The organism is Streptomyces sp. NPDC040589, assembly GCF_055594445.1.
The window spans coordinates 994,263-1,012,522 of sequence record NZ_JBVIWP010000003.1 but is presented as its reverse complement, the minus strand read 5'-3'; the positions used below and the strand labels follow the sequence as shown (position 1 = coordinate 1,012,522).

The window sequence follows — 18,260 nt, the reverse complement described above, 5'->3', positions numbered from 1 at the left end:
GACCACCTGGCACCCCCCACACGAGCACCCTGCACAGCACGAGCACACAGTCCAGAGGAGCACCACGTGACCACGGCGATGCAGCCCGAGGTTCCTGAGGCCCGCGACGCCGACGCGGAGCAGTCGGCGTATCCGGCCGGTGCGAGGCCAATCTTCGCTCCCGGCGCCCAGGTGCGCATCCGGGACGAGCAGTGGCTCGTGAAGTCCGTCGCGGAGTCCCGGGACGGACTCATGGTCGAGGTCAGCGGAGTGTCCCCGTTCGTGCGTGGCACGGACGCGGTCTTCTACTCCGGCCTGGACCAGATCGACGTACTCGATCCGCGCAAGACCCGGCTCGTTCCCGACGACACCTCCAAGCACGCCAAGGCCCGCCTCTACCTGGAGGCGGTCATCCGCAAGACCGCGCTGCCGCAGACCGAGCACGGCATCGCGCTCGCCGATTCCTTCCTCATGGACCGGCAGGAACATCAGCTGCGCCCCGCCGAGCTGGCGCTGTCCATGCGGAACCCCCAGCCACGGCTGCTGATCGCCGACGTGGTGGGACTGGGCAAGACGCTGGAGATCGGCATCACGCTGGCAGAGCTGATCCGTCGCGGGCGCGGCGAGCGCATCCTCGTGGTCACACCCGCCCATGTGCTGGAGCAGTTCCAGCGCGAGCTGTGGACCCGCTTCTCCCTGCCGCTGGTGCGCCTGGACTCCACCGGCATCCAACGCATCCAGCAGGAGATCCCGGCCGGCCGGAACCCGTTCGCCCACTTCAAACGGGTCATCGTCTCCGTCGACACCCTCAAGTCAGCGACCTACGCCCACCACCTGGAGAACATCACCTGGGACGCGGTGGTCATCGACGAGTCCCACAACCTCGTGAACAAGGGCACCCGCAACAACCGGCTCGCCCGCCGCCTCGCCGAGCAGACCGATGCGCTGATCCTGGCCTCCGCCACCCCGCACAACGGTGACGCGGAATCCTTCGCCGAGTTGATCCGGATGCTCGACCCGGCGGCGATCGCCGACCCCAAGAACTACAAGGTCGCTGACCTCGACCACCTCTACATACGGCGTACCAAGACCGACCGCGAGGTACGCGACGGTCTCAAGGGCAAGCCCTGGGCCGAACGCGGTCCCTCCCTGCCCGTGCCGGCCCCGGCGACGCCGAAGGAGGTCGCCGTCCTGGAGAAGCTGGCGAGCGAGTGGACCCCGGGGGACCCCGACCGTTCGTCGGTCTGCGCCGATCCGCTCGTCGGCTACAACTTCCTGAAGGCGTTCCTCTCCTCCCACGTCGCCCTGCGAATATCCCTCGCCCGACGCCGTGAGTACCTGGACAACCCGAAGAGCGGCACGACGAAGGGGGGCAAGGCCAGGACCGAGGCGGAGGAATCCGCCCGCCGTGCCGCTCTCGCCGCCGAGAGCAAAGCCCTGGCCGAGCTGGAGGCACTGGTCGCGGACTTCACCGACCAGGACTCCGCCAAGCTCGACGCGCTCGTTCGCACCCTGAGGGACTGCCTGGGCGTCGGCCCTGGCTCCGAGCGCCGCGTGGTGATCTTCTCCGAGCGGGTCGACACCCTGAACTGGCTGGCCCAGGAGGTTCCGGCCCGCCTGGGCTTCAGGAAGAAGAACCAGGCCAAGCCCGACGCGACGCGCCCTTGGAAGGCGTATGACGGCGCGGTCGAGGTCATGCACGGCGACACCACCAATGACCAGCAGCAGCAGGAGATCGTCGACCGCTTCGGCCGGTTGGAGGAGCCGGTGCGGCTGCTGTTCACCGGTGACCTCGCCTCCGAGGGCGTCAACCTGCACCACCAGTGCCACGACCTCATTCATTACGACCTGCCCTGGTCCCTCATCCGGATCGAGCAGCGCAACGGCCGCATCGACCGCTACGGGCAGGCGGTCAGTCCCGAGTTCCGCGCGCTCATCCTCACCGCCGACGTGCCCTGGCGGCGCGACGAGGAGAGGGGCGAGACGCTGACCCTCGACGACCGGCTTGTCGGCACCCGCCTGCTGCGCCGCGAGGAGCAGGCGCACCAGATCGAAACCGGCGAGGGCAGCGCCGAGGCCGTCACCGGCCTCTACAACGACAAGAAGGAAGAGGACCGCCTCACCCGCGACCTCATCAAGGGCGGCACCGTCGAACGCTCCATCAAGCAGTCCCAGCAGGAGTCCGGCGGTGTCCTCGCCGGACTCCTCGCCGGCGCCAACGCCCGGCTGGCCGACCCGACGGCCGCTTCGGCCACCTTAGGAAAGGCCCCGGTGCGGGAGGCCGACGTACCGCATGTGTTCGCCCACACCAAGGCGTACTTCCAGGCCGCGGTGGATCTCATCTACCCGCAGGCGGACCGCGAGGCCCTCGACTGGAAGCCCGAGACGGCGGGTGGCCGCATCGAGTTCACCCCGCCCGACGACTTGCAGTACCGCTTCCGGGAGCTGCCGAAGTCGTACCTGGAGCAGGAGAAGATCCTCACCACCCCCAAGTACGAGGGCACTCTGCGCATCACCTTCGACAAGAAGTACGCCGCCGACCGCCTGGAAGCCGCCCGCAACGCCAGGCAGGGCAAGACCGACCAGCCCACCTCGCAGTGGCCGAACGTCTCCTACGTCTCGGACATCCACCCGGTGCTCGACTGGGTGACGGACAAGGTTCTCGCCAAGCTCCGCTACGACGAGGCGTTCGTCCTCGCTTACCGGCCCGACGCCGACAAGGCCAAACGGATCGACGCCGCCCTGCCCGCGGCCCTCACCGGCCCGGTGTACCTCCTCCAGGGGGTCTACTCCAACGCGGCGGGCAAGCCGACGGTCGTGGAGTGGATGGCCGTCACCGGTCTCGCGGAGGGCACTCCGCGCGTATGGCGCATGGACTCGGCGTTCCTCGCCGCCTGCGGCGTGGGCCCCGACATGCCCGGCCGTGGCCGGCCCGTCGATCCCGACCTCCTCCAGTCGCTCGTCCCCTCCGCCGTCGACGCGGCCGAGACCCACCTGCGCGAACGCCGCGCCGACTACGACAAGCAGGTCGACTCTTACCTGGCCCCGTACGAGGACCGGGTGGAGGTCTGGAAGCAGGGCGCCCTGATCGCCGTCGGCAACCAGGAGCACCGCCGCCGGCAGGTGTACGACACGGCCGCCCGCCGCCGCGACCTCGTACGCCGCCTGCGGACCGACGGCGACCCGATGCTGCGGGTCCTGGCCGTCCTCGAGCCCCTCCACACCACGTCCGTGTCCGCCACGCAGGCCGAGGAGTCCGCACGATGAGCTACACCTATGACTCCTTCACCAACCGCGGCGAATACCTCTCCGCCCACTACTTCAGTGAGGAGCTGGAGAACACCCTCAAGAAGAGCAAGGCGGGCGACGAGGGCCTGTTAACCCTCTGGACCAACCGCGAGACCGATCCGCACGACCCGCGACCCACCCCCCGCGAACTCCTCCCCCGGCTCCGCGGTGAGTACCAGTCCACCGTGCGCCCCTTCCTGGCCTCCCGCGCCCAGGAGGACACACTCGGCAGCACCTACGACGACCCGACGGGCGAGTGGGCCGAGCGCCTCACCACGTGGCACACCGTCGTCCTCAAAGCCCTTGGTTACGGCGGTGATCGGCCAGAGCCGATCCCCGTGCACAACGCGGGCAGGGACTACGAGCTCCAGGCAGCCTGGCACGGAGACGGCGTCGTCGCAGTTGACTGCGGCTGGACCGCCACGCTCGACGACGCCCTCGACCCCGACGGGGCCGGACGGCTCCTCCACTCCCTCAAGACCGCCGACGGCCTTCTCGAAGTCGGCGAGAAGCTGGTGGACTGGCTCTTCCAGAGCGAGCTGCACGAGCCCGGCGGCGACCCACCCCGCTTCGTCCTGCTGCTCTGCGGCGGCGTTCTCGTCCTCGCCGACCGCAACGCCTGGGCCGAGGGTCGCTACCTCGCCGCCAGCCTGGACGCGGCGCTCGCCCGCAACGACACGGCGAAGGCAGGCGAACTCGCCCTGCTGGCTGCTTTGTTCTCTCACGACATGCTCGCGCCGCGCCCGGACGGCAAGGGCCGACGCATCGACGACCTGATCAAGGCGTCCCGCGACAACGCCGTCGGCGTCAACTCCGAGCTGCGCAAGGGCCTCCAGCGCTCAGTCGAGATCATCGCGAACGAGGTACTGGCCCGCCTGCGCCAGGCGGAAGTCGAGCCGAGGGAGATCGAGGACCTCAAGAAGGGCCCGTTTACCAAGCAGCTCACCCGTGAATCCCTGCGCTACCTCTATCGCATCCTCTTCCTCCTGTATGCGGAAGCCCGCCCCGAGCTGGGCATCCTGCCCGCCGACGACTCCACCTACGAGGCCGGCTACTCGGTCGCCCGGCTGCGCGAGCTGGTGGCGCGAGAACGAAAGCTGGTCGACGAGGAAGCCCGCAAGGGCTTACACCTCTACGCCTCCCTCGACGTCCTCTTCAACAAGGTCAACTACGGTCACCGCCCGCACGGCACGGAGGCAGACGACCACAAGCCCGCCGACGAGCGCAGCGAGCGATGCGGTCTGCGCTTCGAGGCGCTGAGCAGCGAGTTGTTCGACCCGAAGGCGATCACCCTCATCGGCCGCCGTGTCCTCGACCCCCGCTGGGACGAGGACGGGGACGAGGACCCGCGCTGGCTGGACCTGCGGCTGCGCAACGAGGCGTTGCACCAGGTGCTGCGTCTGCTCACCATGAAGGAGGCCGGGCAGAAGGGGAGGCAGGGCGGCTTCATCTCCTACCGCAACCTCGGCATCAACCAGCTCGGCGCCGTCTACGAGGGCCTGATGTCGTACACCGGCATCATCGCCGAGGAGGAGCTGGCCGAGGTCGCCAAGCCCGGGGCGAAGAAGGGTGACAAGCAGTACGGCGACCCGGAGAAGGGGTCTTGGCTCATCCCTGCGGACCGGCTGAAGCTCTACAACGAGAACACGCACGTCGTGTACTCCGCCCAGGACGCCGAGCAGTACGGTCTGCGCGGCCCGAAGAAGTACCCCGAGGGTACGTTCGTGTACCGCCTGGCCGGCCGTGACCGCGAGACGTCCGCCTCGTACTACACCCCTGAGTCCCTCACGAAGGTCACCGTCGAGCTTGCGCTCAAGCACCGCCTCGACCAGGAGAAGGACGCGGACGGTAACACGATCCGGACGCGGGCGAGCGAGCTGTTGCGCTACACGATCTGCGAACCGGCCCTGGGCTCCGGGGCGTTCCTAAACGAGGCCATCAACCAGGTCGCCGAGGAGTATCTCAAGCGCCGCCAGGAGGAGCTGGGCGTCAGCCTGGATACGTCGAAGACGCTGGATGCCAAGCAGAAGGTGAAGGCGTACATCGCCCTCCACAACGCGTACGGGATCGACCTGAACGCGACGGGTGTGGAGCTGGCCGAGGTGTCCCTGTGGCTGAACACCATGCACCCGGGCATGCGTGCGCCGTGGTTCGGCCTGCACTTGCGGCGCGGCAACTCGCTGATTGGCGCCCGGCGTTGGATGTATGAGGCCGACCGCATCAAGAAGGAGCGGACGATTGGTGCCCAGACGCCGACCAAGCTGCCGTTCCGGGCGGCGGAGGACGGCGGCATGGAGCAACCGTTGCCGGATGGGGCCGTGCATCAGTTCCTTCTGCCCACGCCGGGGTGGGGTGCGGTCGCTGGGGCGAGCGGGGATGCGAAGAAGCTGGTCGAGCAGCTCGCCAGGCCGCAGGTGGAGAAGCTGAAGGCGTGGAAGAAGGGCGTCCAGAGCAAGCCGAAGACAACGGGCGGTAAGGGCAGTCAGCTCGCCCGGTTGCAGGCTGTGGCTCGTAGGGTCGAGTTCCTGTGGCAGCTGGTCGCCAAGCGCATGGAACTGAGCGAGCGGGAGATCGCCCGCACCATCGATGTGTGGGGTACCGATCGTGAGGAGGACGCTGAGGAGTACGCCTTCCTCCGCCGCGACAAGCAGAACGCTGACCGGAGCCTGCCGCTGACCAAGGAGCAGGTCTTCAGGGACCTCTTCGAGGCGGAGGGGTCGCCGTACTGGCGGCTCAAACAGGTCATGGACGCGTGGTGCGCGCTGTGGTTCTGGCCGCTGGAGCAGGTGGGGCTGCTGGACGGGTCGGACGCGGAGTACGACACGGCTCCGGTGGTGACGGCGCAGGCGGGTGTCGATCTGGATGCGTTGCTGTCGTCGGTGGCTGGCCAGGCTGTTGAGGACGAGCGGTCTGTGCCTGAGCCAACGTACGCGCCCCGCTTCGTCGAGACCGGGTTGCTGTTCGCCATGGACGGCGACCAGATGTCCTTGGGTGAGGGCGGGGATGACGGCGAGCTCGTGGAGAGGAAGGAGGTCAAAAAGGCGCGCACCTCTTCTGCGCCCAAGAAGGCCGACGGCCCGCTGCGCCGCCGGGACGTGATCCCGCTCGCGGACCTGGAGGACTGGATCGCCTTCCTGGAATCCATGGTGGGAACGGGACCCGTCCCGGAGAACACCCTTGCCACGACCGTCGACTCCCTCAAGGAGCTGACGGCTCTCGAAGAATTGCTCCAGGCCGAGATGGGCATGGATGACGCCCGTAAGGCGGTCGAGACGCGGTATCCGTGGATGCGGGTCGTGCGGGATATCGCCGATGAACAGGCATTTCTGCACTGGGAGTTGGACTTCGCAGGTGTCTTTACCGGCGAGGCGAGCGGCTTCGATCTGCAGGTTGGTAACCCGCCGTGGGTGCGGCCTACCTGGAACGAGGATTCTGTTATTGCGGAGTGTGAACCATGGTTCATGCTCGCGGAGAAGCCGAAGGGGGAGGAGAAGAAGGAAAAGCGTGAAGCTGAAATCGCCCGAGTGGAGGTGCAGCAGCACCTGCTGGGCGAGTTGACGAATACGATGACGACGGCAAGTTATATTTCTTCATCGTCCGTTTATCCGTTGATTGCAGGGACAAAGCCAGATCTTTATCGAGCATTCATGTGCGAGGTGTGGGACCACACTGGCACCTGCGGAACAGCAGGAATGGTGCATCCCGACACTCACTTTCGTGGGGGGGCAGAGGCCGCGCTGCGCGCGGCGGCATACCAGCGACTGCGGGTGCATGGCGGTTTCGTGAATCAGCGACGGATCTTCCCCGAACCGGTAGGTCACTCCACAGAGTTCGGTGTTCATATCTACGGCGGACGAGGTGAGATCGACTTTTCCAACTTGGCATGGCTCTTTACAGCGGATGCTCTTCGGCTGTCCTTCAGCGCCGTTGATGACGATGATGATCCCGGAGTGAAGTACAGAGGAAGCTGGGACGAGCGACCTCACCCCAAGCGCGTCGTTCGGGTCACTCCCGACACCCTCAAGCGGTGGCGTCGGCTGGCAGGTGATGAAGGGCCCCTGGAGCACACGCGTCTACTCACGCCGGTAAGCACAGCAGAGGACCCGGCGATTGACGCGTTGGGCGCTTACCCTCTGCGGCTCGGAATGTTGAACCCAGGGATCTTTATTGGCTTCGATGAAGGAGCCTCCAAGAAGGCGAAGTTTGGCCCTGCCAAGGATCAGCGGCTCTTTGACTACAACACTGGGATCGACGACGAGGAGGACTACCACGCGACAGCGTGGCACGACGTCATCCTCAAGGGACCGCAGCTTGGCGTGGCCAATCCGCTGTTCAAGCAACCCAGCCAGGGCAGCGGCGAGACGCGGGGGCTCGACCCGAGGACGCTCGCAGATGAGGCCGTTCCCGAGTCGGAGTATCGGCGTGTTGCCCCTCGTGACGTATTCCTGGGTGCGCAAGAAAAGTGGCCTGATTGGGAGAGATGCGAGGCGTTGTTTGCGTCAGAGGAGGAGCGTGTGCAGGCCCGGCTGCAGGTGGCAGAGAAGCGCAAGGTGCAGCCGGAGGAGGTTGAGGACGAGCAGATCGAGAAGTTCCTGCTTGCTAAGGCGAGTTATCCATACAGCAGGGACTTTCGGATCGCGTGGCGCGAGATGATCGCACCCGACACTGAGCGCGCCCTGTATGGAGCACTCATCCCGCCTGGGACAACGCATGTACACGCAGTCCATTCCGCACGTTTCTCGGACGAACGCCTGACTGCTCTCGTAGCGGGTTTCCTGGCTGCACTTCCTGTGGACTATCTCCTGCGAATTGCAGGCGCCGGACATCTCGACGTTGCTCAGACCAAGCGGCTTCCGGCCCCTCAGGACGACCACCCCTTGGCCCCCGCCCTCCTCCTCCGCACCCTCCGCCTGAACGCCCTTACCACCGCGTACGCCGACCTCTGGGCGGAGCTCTACGACCCCAAGTGGCCCGGCTATGAGCCCTGGGCGATCAAGTGGCCCAACCTAAAGACCGAGCTGCACAACATCGCCCCCATCTGGCGGCGCGACACTCCGCTCCGCACCGAGTACGCCCGCCGAGCAGCCCTCGTAGAGATCGACGCGCTCGTCGCCGTATGGCTTGGTATCGACGCGGACACGCTCATTGCCATGTACCGGGCCCGTTTCCCGATCCTGCAAGACTTCGACCGGGTGACCTGGTTCGACGCTAACGAGCGGAAGATCGCCGGGAAGCATCACACCTACGGCTTCGATCAGACCAAGGACCACTGGACCCAGTTCGAGGCCTACCAGAAGGCCCCCGAGACCGGCTTCGTCCCCGACGGCTACACCGCCCCCTTCTACAAAGCCAACCGCGAACGCGAAATGCGCGAGGCCCACGCCTACTTCAAGAAGCGCCTCGACGAAGCCGTAGCCAAGGGTCTCTGGGACCCGGTCAAAATGGAGGTCCCGACCCCGTGAGGCCGACCCTCGAAGCGCAGGGACTCAAGGAGAGCCTCCTCCAGTACCTGTCCACGACATACGGCCTCGCCGACGAGGGCGCCCGCAAGGCCCTGCACTCCTTCCTCGGGGACGAGACGACGGGCATGTTCCGCGGCCCGTATCTCCGCCTGCGCACGCCCTTCACCCCTGCCGACGACGGCTGGCAGCAGCACCTGGACTGGGTGCGTACCGACGGCTGGACACCCCACGCCCACCAGGCCCGCGCCTTCGCCCGGCTCACCTCGAAGGACGGCCACGCACCTCAGCCCACCCTGGTCACCACTGGCACGGGCTCCGGAAAGACCGAGTCGTTCCTCTACCCCGTACTCGACCACTGCGCCCGCGAGCGCGCGGCAGGGAACAACGGGGTCAAGGCGGTCTTCCTCTACCCGATGAACGCCCTGGCCACCGACCAGGCGGCCCGCATCAACCAACTACTCACCGACTACGACGAGCTCAACGGCGTACGCGCCGGTCTGTACATCGGGGACAAGGCGGCGACGCACTACGACCATGTCTACACCCGCCGTCAGGACATGCAGCTGTCCCCGCCGGACATCCTGATCACCAACTACAAGATGCTCGACCTGCTCCTGCAGCGTGCCGCCGACGCGCCGCTGTGGGACGGCAGCGACATCCGCTACGTGGTCGTCGACGAGTTCCACACGTACGACGGCGCCCAGGGCACCGACGTGGCCATGCTGCTGCGCCGCCTCGCCATCGCCGTCGGTGCCGATCGGCCCGGCAAGCCGCTCGGCACGATCACTCCCGTCGCCACCTCCGCGACCCTCGCCTCCGGCACCGACGAGGACGGCGTACGCCGGCTCCTCTCCGTCGCCACCAACGTCTTCGGTACCGAGTTCACCGAGGACGCGATCGTCGGCGAGGACCGGCTGACGGTCGACGAGTTCATGCTCGACGAGTCGATCCCGGACGCGAAGTTCCTTCCCGGCCAGGCCACGCCCCCCGAGACGCTGACCGCCTTGACGGACCCGGCATCCGGCCCAGAAGCGCTCGCGGACCTCGCCGAGGCCGTCACCGGGAGCCGTACCACCGAGCCGGTCGCCCTCGGCGCCGCGCTCAAGCGCAACCGGCTCACGTACGCGGTCCTGAAGGCCTTCGACGGCACCGTGCGCACCTACGACGAGGTGCTCGACGTGATGCGCCGCAGTGGCGCGAAGAGCTGGGACGAGGCGATCACGACGCGGCCGCAGATCGCCGCGCTGGCGCTCGCCCGCTTCGTCGCCCTGCTGTCCGTGGCGCGCGACCCGGAGGCGCCGGCCGCGCTCAGCCGTCCCCTCGTCCAGGTCGAGGTGCACCAGTGGGCGCGGTCCGTCACGCGGATGCTGCGTGGCGTACTGCCCTGGCCGAAGGCCGAGTTCGCCTGGGACACCGCCGGGGCGCAGAGCCAGCTGCGGACGACGCCCGACACGACCACCTCGCGCGACACCAAGACCTTCCTGCCCGCGGTGTACTGCCGCGAGTGCGGGCGCTCCGGCTGGTCGGTCCTCGCTCCCGAGTCGGAGCTGGAGGAGCTGAACTTCGAGGCGCACAAGATCCGCCGGGCCACCGTCACCGCCGACAAGGCCAAGGTGCGCACCCTGGTGGCGGCCACCGACAACGAGGCCCGTGAAGGCAACGGCCGTACCGCCATGGACCGGGCGGCGCAGCGGTCGCTGACCACCGGGGGCGCGGGCGTGCTCATGGTGCTCGATGGGATCTCCCGCCGCCTGCGTCTGCCCGACCCCCAGGGTGACTACGACGACGAGGGCAACCCGCGACCCGCGGGACCGGATTCGGCCTTTGTCCTCGTCCAGCTCGGCGACACGGCGGAACGGGCCGCCAAGGACGACTGGTGCCCGGCCTGCGGCACGCACAACGCGATCCGCTTTGTCGGTACGGGAGCCGCCGCACTCGCGGCCGCGTCCGTCACTCAGCTGTTCACCGGCGGGGAGATGGACAAGAAGCAGCGCGAGACGAAGACACTGATGTTCAACGACTCGGTGCAGGACGCCGCGCACCGGGCCGGTTTCGTCGCCTCCCGCTCGTACACCTTCTCCCTGCGGGCGCTGTTCACCAAGCACCTGAGTGAGCAGCGGCCCAGCGCGCTCAACGACCTCGTCGCGGACGTCGTCGCGGCCACCACCGACCGGGAGACGCTCGCCGCCGTCGTCCCGCCGGACCTGCACGACGACACGGGCGTGGCGCGTCTGCTGTCGGGCCGGGGGCGCGGCGGGGACAAGAAGACGTGGGACCTGATCGGTGAGCGGTTCGCGTTCGAGGCGGTGATGGAGTTCGGTCACCGGTCCCGCAACGGTCGTACCCTCGAACTGACCCGCACCGCGGCCGCCTGGGTGGACCTCCCCGACGAGCGGGCGGCCGTGGCGCTCGTACGCGCCGCCCATGAGGAGGCCGCCCACCGCGGGCTGGCCCTCACCGAGCATGACGATGCCCGTTATCTGGCGTTCCTGCGCGGCCTGTTGGAGCGGCTGCGGACGCGGGGAGCAGTCGGGCACCGGTGGCTGGAGAAGTTCCTCGACGAGGCGGGCACCAGCCGCTACTTCATATGGGGCGGGCGCCCGCGCGGCATGAAGGCCTTCCCCAAGGGGGTTTCCGCGCCGACGTTCCTGCTCGCGCGGCCCAAGCAGAGCAGCGAGTTCGACTTCGCCGCCGGGCGGCTGTCCTGGTACCAGACCTGGGCGCAGCGCTGCTTCGACATGACCCGCGAGCAGGCCGACGAGTTCTGGGTGCGGTTACTCCCCCAGCTCACCGACGCCGGGCTGCTCGCAGCGCGGACCCCGCAGGACACAGCCGTCCGGCTCTACGGTCTCCAGCCGGGCGCGATCCGCTTGCAGTTACTGCCCGACGCCCAGGTCAACGTGTCGTACGTGCGCTGCCCGAAGTGTTTCTGGGAGCAGACGGTCCATCCCGCGCTGCTGGCGCAGTACCACGGGCAGCCCTGCCATGCGTACCGCTGCACGAACGGGCGCCTGGTCGCGGGCGACCGGTGGCTGGAGACCGTCGACCGGCACGACCGGGACCGCGACTACCGGGACGACTACTACCGCAGCCTGTACCGGCGGGCCGGCACCTACCAGGTCATCACCGCCGAGCACACCGGTCTGCTCTCCCGCGGCAAGCGCGAACGCGTCGAGGAGGCCTTCCGTAACGGCGAGGGATTCAACGACCCCAATGTGCTGTCGTGCACGCCCACCCTGGAGATGGGCATCGACATCGGCGACCTGTCCGCCGTCGTCCTCGGAGCCCTGCCCCGCCGTCCGGCCAACTACGCCCAGCAGGCCGGCCGGGCCGGACGCCGTACCGGAAACGCCTTCCTGCTGACCATCCCCGACCGCTCACGCCGTGACCTGTACTTCCTCGACCGGCCGCGCGACATGATCGACGGGCGGATCGTGCCGCCCGGCTCGTACCTGTCGGCCATCGAGATCCTGCGCCGGCAGTACACCGCCCACCTCCTCGACCTCGCGGCGCGCGGCCGACTCGTGCGCGAGGACGGCAAGCCACTGGCCGCGCTGTCGCGCCGGGTCGACGAGCTGTTCGGCCCCTCCGGCTATCTCGCCGACTTCACCGAGGCCGCGCTCGCCCACGGCGAGAAGCTCGTCGCCGGCTTCCTCGCGCTCTTCCCGACCGGCGTGAGCGAGACCGCCCGTGAGGAGCTGGAGAAGTACGCGGTCCGCGGCATTCGCAGCGCGATCGAGAAGGCCGAGCGGGAGTGGGAGCGCGAGAATCAGAAGCTGCGCACCCGTATCCGTACGATCCGCGCCGCGATCGACGAGCTCAAGGAAGGCGACGACGAACAGGCGCGTACGAAGGCGGAGTTGGAGGCCGAACTGGGCGCCATCTCCAAGCAGGGCGCCGCACGTCAGCGCCAGCCCGCCCAGACCGTGCTGTGCGATCTCGGTCTGCTGCCCAACTACGCCCTCATCGACGCCACGACCACCCTCGACGCCACCGTCTTCTGGCCCGAGGGCACCACGCCCGAGGGCCGCGACCGCTACAAGTCGAAGTCGTTCTCCTACGGGCGTCCGCGTGGCTTCGCCCTGTCCGAGCTCGCCCCCGGCAACACCTTCTACGCCGAGGGCTACAAGCACCGGATCACCGGCATCGACATCGTCACCGGCCGGGACCAGGACTGGCGCCACTGGCGCTTCTGCCCCTCATGCGGCTACGTCCGCACCGAGAACGCCGAGAACGACATGACGCCCTGCCCGCGCTGCGGGGAGACGGGCATCGCCGACTCCGGCTGTCTGTGGCAGATCGTCCAGCCCAGTGTCGTGACGGCCCGCGACAAGCGGGAGGACGCCAGGATCGGCGACGAAAGCGACGACCGCGCCCGCCGCTTCTACTCGGTCGTCGACATGGTGGACATAGACCCGAAGGACTTCGCCAAGGGCAAGTCGTGGCGGCACACCAAGGAGATCTTCGGGGTCGACTACACCCGCCGGGCCGTCATCCGCCGCGTCAACGCCGGACCGCTCAGCATCGGCGCCCAGGACAACGATCAGCTCGCCGGGCGGCCCGTGCGTATCGCGCCGTTTCATGTGTGCACCGCGTGCGGGGCGGCGAGCGCCGACGGGCGACCGGTCTTCGACGACGATCGCGACGCCGTGGACAACTCCGCCAACCGTCAGCGCGAACTCAAGCACCACACCCCCTGGTGTCCGCTGCGGCGCGGCAAGAAGGGCATACCCCAGGAACCCGTTCTGCTCGCCCATGAGCTGGAGACCGAGGCCCTGCGCATCCTGCTGCCCGCCGCGACCGTCCTCGTCGAGGAGAAGGTCCACTCCTTCCAGGCGGCCCTGCGCCTGGGTGTGGACCATGCCTTCGGCGGAGACCCGCAGCACCTCGACACCACCCTCGCCACCATGCCGGACCGCGACACCGCCGAGAACCGGCACTTCCTGGTCCTGTACGACCGCCTCCCGCACGGCACCGGCTACCTGGACCGGCTCACGGACCCCGCGAACTTCCGGCAGGTGCTCGAAGGCGCGCGTCGGCTCCTCGTGGAGTGCCCCTGCGGCGCGGAGGGCGGACCGGCCTGCCACCGCTGCCTGTACCGCTACGCCGACGAGCAGCACATCGAGCGCGTCTCCCGCCAGGCCGCCCTGGAGATTTTCGACGAACTCCTCGGCACCGACACCGACGCCTGGGACACCAAGCCGGTCGGCAACACCGACCAGATCGGTCTGGACGGACAGGTCGAGTCCGACCTCGAGGCACGCTTCCTCAAGGCCCTGCGCGGGTGGGCCGGACAGCGCGCCGACGCCGTTCTGGAGGAGAGCGGCGAGAACAGCGCGTATCTGCGTCTGGACGAGGTCGGCACCGTGCACGGCTGGCGCCTGACCGCCCAGCGCAACGAGGGTTATACCCGTACCGACTTCACCTTCGAACGCGTCGACGGACCCAAGCGGAAGATCACCGTCTATCTCGACGGGCACCGCTACCACGCCACCCGCCGGCACAACCGGCTCGCCGGTGATGCCGAGAAGCGCAACCGGCTCCGGGCCGAAGGGCGCGCCGTCTTCCAGCTCACCTGGGACGACCTCGACGCCTTCGAACGTCAGACGAACACGGCGGAGTCCTCCGCGGAGCGGGAGCCGGCCGAGCCGGTGTGGCCGCCGTACCCACACAGCGCCCAGGATCTGGCCAAGCAGCTCTACGCCGAGCGCGGTGGCGACGACCTCGACGCCACCGCGTTCACCGACCCGATGAGCATGCTCCTCGCCTATCTGCGCAGCCCCGACGAAGCGGCCTGGGGCAGGCGGGCCGCGGCCGTGGTCGGCGGGCTTTTCGGGACCGAGAAGGACATCCTCGTCGGCAGCGGTTCTCCCGACCAGACCCGCCGGATGCTCGACGACCTCCTCGGTGCCTGGGGACGTACCGACGGCATCGACCCGGCGCCCGTCCAGGGCATGGGCACGCTCAACCTGTTCCATGGCTGCGACCAGTCCGGTCTGCCCCTCGCTTTCCTGGTCGACGGGGAGACCGGCCACTGGTCCGCCCTGGCCTGCCTCGACGACACCGAACCCGACCAGCTCGGCACACCCGAACACAAGGCGCGCTGGCGCTCGTGGCTCCAGTGGTCCAACGTCCTGCAGTTCCTCGCCCATGACGGCGGCGACGGAGTCCAGCTGACCACCGCCACCGCGGGCCGCTTCGACACCGCGACCCTCAAGGCCTTCGGTGGCGTCGGCGAACTCGAGTCGCTCGTCGTGCGGTACGGCACCGGCACACCCGCACCGCGGCCCAAGCCCTCGGACGCGTCCAACGCCACGCCTCTCGAAGCGGTGTTGCGGGATCTGCTGTGGGACCGGGAGATCCTCGAATACCTCGACGAGGACGAACCCGACGCTCCCCTCACCCGCCTCGCCCACACCTTGGCCGACGGTGGCAAGGAAGCCCCCGCCTTCGGTTATGAGCTCGGCGAACGCGGTTGGCTCGCCGACTTCGCCTGGGACCACGGCGACCGGCGGATCGCCGTCATGGCCGAGCCGTACGACCCGGAGGACGAGGAGAGCGACAAGACCTGGCGCGCCTACCGCGACGCCGGATTCACCGTCCGCTCGGCCGACGACTGGCTCGCCGATCTCGACGCCCTCCTCGCCGCCCTCCCCGACGCCGCCGTCCGCCCCGACTCCGAAGAACAGAGTGCCGCACGATGACCGCACGCCTCAGCCTGTACCAGAAGGCCGAAAACGAGCTCTACAAGATGGACTCGTCGGTCAAGACGAAGTTCTACGACTTCTGTCACCAGTTCCGCCTCGATCCCGATCACCCCAGCCTTGATCTCAAGCCCCTCAAGGGCGACGGCCGGATCTTCCGCGCCAAGATCGACCGCTCGTACCGGGCGCTCCTCGCCCGGGCCGGCGTCGGTGCGGACGGCGTGCAGCAGTGGCTGATCGTCGCCGTCCGCCACCGCAAGGACGTCTACGAAGAGCTCAGCGTCGCCATCAACCGGATCACCGGCGAGATCGAGTTCGTCGACCTCGGCGTCATCGGTCAGAGTGTCCTGCGACGTGCGGGCCTCCAGCTCACGCCCGACCCCGATGAGCAGGCCGCACCGGTCGAGCCCGCGCCCGCACCCGTCGTGGCGCAACCGGCCGTCCCCGCCGAACCGCTCCTTGCCGGCTGCACTCCCGAGGACCTACGTCGCCTCGGTGTCGCCGACGCCCTCATTCACATCGCCCTCACCGTCACTTCGGACGAGGAACTCGACCAACTCATCGCCGGCGCCCCGCGTCTGACCGCCGAGGTCCTCACCGGACTCGGCTCCGGCATGTCCGTCGACGAGGTCGAACGCGAGATCACCGAGCCCGCTTCCACCGTTCTCGAACCGGGCTTCGAGCACGACATGGCGGCAGCTCTCACCCGTACCGCGATCACCACGGTCGACGACGACATCCGCAACGTCCTCGCCGAGGGCGACTTCCGCGCCTGGAAGGTCTACCTCCACCCCACCCAGCGCAAGATCGTCGAACGGAACTACAGCGGCCCCGCTCGTGTCAGCGGCGGACCCGGCACCGGCAAGACCATCGTCGCCCTGCACCGCGTCGCCCGCCTCGCCGCCGCGCTGCCGCCCGGCCACGGCAAGCCGATCCTGCTGACCACGTACACCAAGAACCTCACCGCCGACCTGCGCTCCCGACTCACCTCGCTCATGGATCCGGCGCTGCTGGGCCGTATCGACATCAAGCACATCGACCAGCTCGCCCAGAGCGTCCTCAACGAGAACACCGCGCCCGGCTCACAGCGCAGCCTGATCACCGATGACCGGGCCCTGGACGTGCTGCGCGAAGTCCTCTTCGAACACAACGAGCAGCGCTGGGACGCCGAGTTCCTCTTCGACGAATGGGAACAGATCATCCTCGGCCAGTCCCTCGCCACCCGCCAGGACTATTTCAAGGCCCGCCGCGCCGGTATGGGCCGCGCCCTCAACCGCCCCGAACGCGCCGCCATCTGGAAACTGCTCGACCAGTTCACACTGCGCCTCAACGGACTGGGCCGTGAGACCTGGGCACAGGCCGCGGAACGTGCGGCCCGCTATGAGGTGGAACGGGCCCGCAAGATCCAGGTCCGGGCCGAGCGCAAGGAAGAGGTCGGCGGCGGCGACCTGACCCACTTCGACGACAACAGCTCCGGGATGCGCTATCTCCGTCACCGCTACCGGCACATCGTCGTCGACGAGGCCCAGGACCTCAGCCCCGCACACTGGAAGATGCTGCGGGCCATGGTCGCGCCCGGTTCGGACGACCTGTTCATCGCCAGTGACACCCACCAGCGGATCTACGACCGGCAGGTCACCCTATCCACCGTAGGCGTCAACATCCGGGGCCGCTCCTCGAAACTGACGCTCAGCTACCGCACCACCCAGGAGATCCTCGACCAGGCGGCCAAGGTCGTCCGCGGGGCCGCCTACGACGACCTCGACGACGGCACCGACACCCTCGACGGCTACCACTCCCTGCTGCGCGGCCCAGCGCCCGAGTTCATCGCCTGCGCTGACTGGACCGACGAGATCGCCCAGCTCGCCGAGGCCCTGAAGCAGTGGCGCGCGGACATCACCCAGCCCACCGAGGACGGCACCGCGCGCGACCCCAGCGGCACCATGGCCGTCTGCGTCGCCGACGGTGACATGGCCGGCCGTGTCGCCGCCGACTTGGAGATGAAGCACGGCATCACCACGGCGACCCTCACCAAGGACGGCCCGCAGGGCGGCGGCGAGGTCCACATCGGCACGATGCACCGCTTCAAGGGGCTTGAGTACCAGAAACTCGCGGTCATCGGCGCGAGCGACGGCATCCTCCCGCGCACCGCGCTGATCGAGAAGTACGAGACGACCGACCCCAAGCGGTACGAACGCGAACTCAAGAAGAGCCGCAACCAGCTCTTCGTCGCCACCACCCGAGCCCGCGACACGTTGCGCATCTCTTGGCACGGCAAAGCCAGCCCCTTCCTGCCCTTGCAGGAGAAGACGGGCTCTAACCAGATCAGATAGAGAGCGGCAGACGAGTCGGGCTGTACGCCGGGTTCTGTTCCCCGGTTCCCTCGCGGGAGCCGGGGCGACGGCCATCCATCTAGGGCCGGCGTTGCCACCGGCCTCGTGCGGTCTACCCGCGGACTCGGGCGGGCAGCCCTCGATCGTCCGCGCAGGGACACCTTCGAAAAGGCGGCCCCTCTTGACCTTGCTCCGGGTGGGGTTTACCTAGCTGCCCAGGTCGCCCTGGGCACTGGTGGTCTCTTACACCACCGTTTCACCCTTACCCAGTGCCGAAGCGCTGGGCGGTTTGCTTTCTGTGGCACTGTCCCGCGGGTCACCCCGGGTGGCCGTTAGCCACCACCCTGCCCTGTGGAGCCCGGACGTTCCTCGGGAAGCTCCCCGTCAGGGGGACTCCACGCGGCCGTCCGCCCGGCTCGTCTGCCGTGTCGACCATGGTACCGGGCGTGAGCGGGGGCGCGGACCGGCGGCGGTGGCGAGGACCGAGCCCGCGA

4 protein-coding genes and 1 other RNA gene are annotated in these 18,260 nt (G+C 68.3%); 4 read left to right on the top strand and 1 reads right to left on the bottom strand.

Annotated elements, in window-relative coordinates:
* Positions 1-66: 66 nt before the first annotated feature.
* From ACZ58V_RS17035 to ACZ58V_RS17020, 4 genes are read left to right on the top strand one after another with little or no spacing between them, the layout of a single operon-like run.
* Positions 67-3,246 carry an SNF2-related protein gene (locus ACZ58V_RS17035; RefSeq protein WP_471290605.1) on the top strand — a complete coding sequence of 1,060 codons (3,180 nt, stop codon included), beginning with the start codon at positions 67-69 and terminating at the stop codon, positions 3,244-3,246.
* Positions 3,243-8,729 carry a hypothetical protein gene (locus tag ACZ58V_RS17030; RefSeq protein WP_471290604.1) on the top strand — a complete coding sequence of 1,829 codons (5,487 nt, stop codon included), beginning with the start codon at positions 3,243-3,245 and terminating at the stop codon, positions 8,727-8,729. The genes ACZ58V_RS17035 and ACZ58V_RS17030 overlap by 4 nt, the downstream gene beginning before the upstream one ends.
* A complete protein-coding gene (locus ACZ58V_RS17025) occupies positions 8,726-15,433 on the top strand; it encodes a DEAD/DEAH box helicase (protein ID WP_471290603.1) in 6,708 nt (2,235 codons plus the stop codon). Before ACZ58V_RS17030 ends, ACZ58V_RS17025 begins: the two co-directional genes overlap by 4 nt.
* Positions 15,430-17,766, top strand: coding sequence for a UvrD-helicase domain-containing protein (locus ACZ58V_RS17020; RefSeq protein WP_471290602.1), 2,337 nt, complete (start codon positions 15,430-15,432; stop codon positions 17,764-17,766). The genes ACZ58V_RS17025 and ACZ58V_RS17020 overlap by 4 nt, the downstream gene beginning before the upstream one ends.
* 7 nt (positions 17,767-17,773) lie before the next feature.
* On the opposite strand, the gene rnpB is transcribed toward ACZ58V_RS17020, so the two are convergent.
* Positions 17,774-18,185, bottom strand: an RNA gene (rnpB, locus tag ACZ58V_RS17015) — RNase P RNA component class A.
* Positions 18,186-18,260 lie beyond the last annotated feature (75 nt).

Excerpts from the sequence above, each read along its gene's own strand:
- ACZ58V_RS17030 (WP_471290604.1), top strand. The coding sequence starts at position 3,243 with ATGAGCTACACCTATGACTCCTTCACCAACCGCGGCGAATACCTCTCC.
- ACZ58V_RS17020 (WP_471290602.1), top strand. The coding sequence starts at position 15,430 with ATGACCGCACGCCTCAGCCTGTACCAGAAGGCCGAAAACGAGCTCTAC.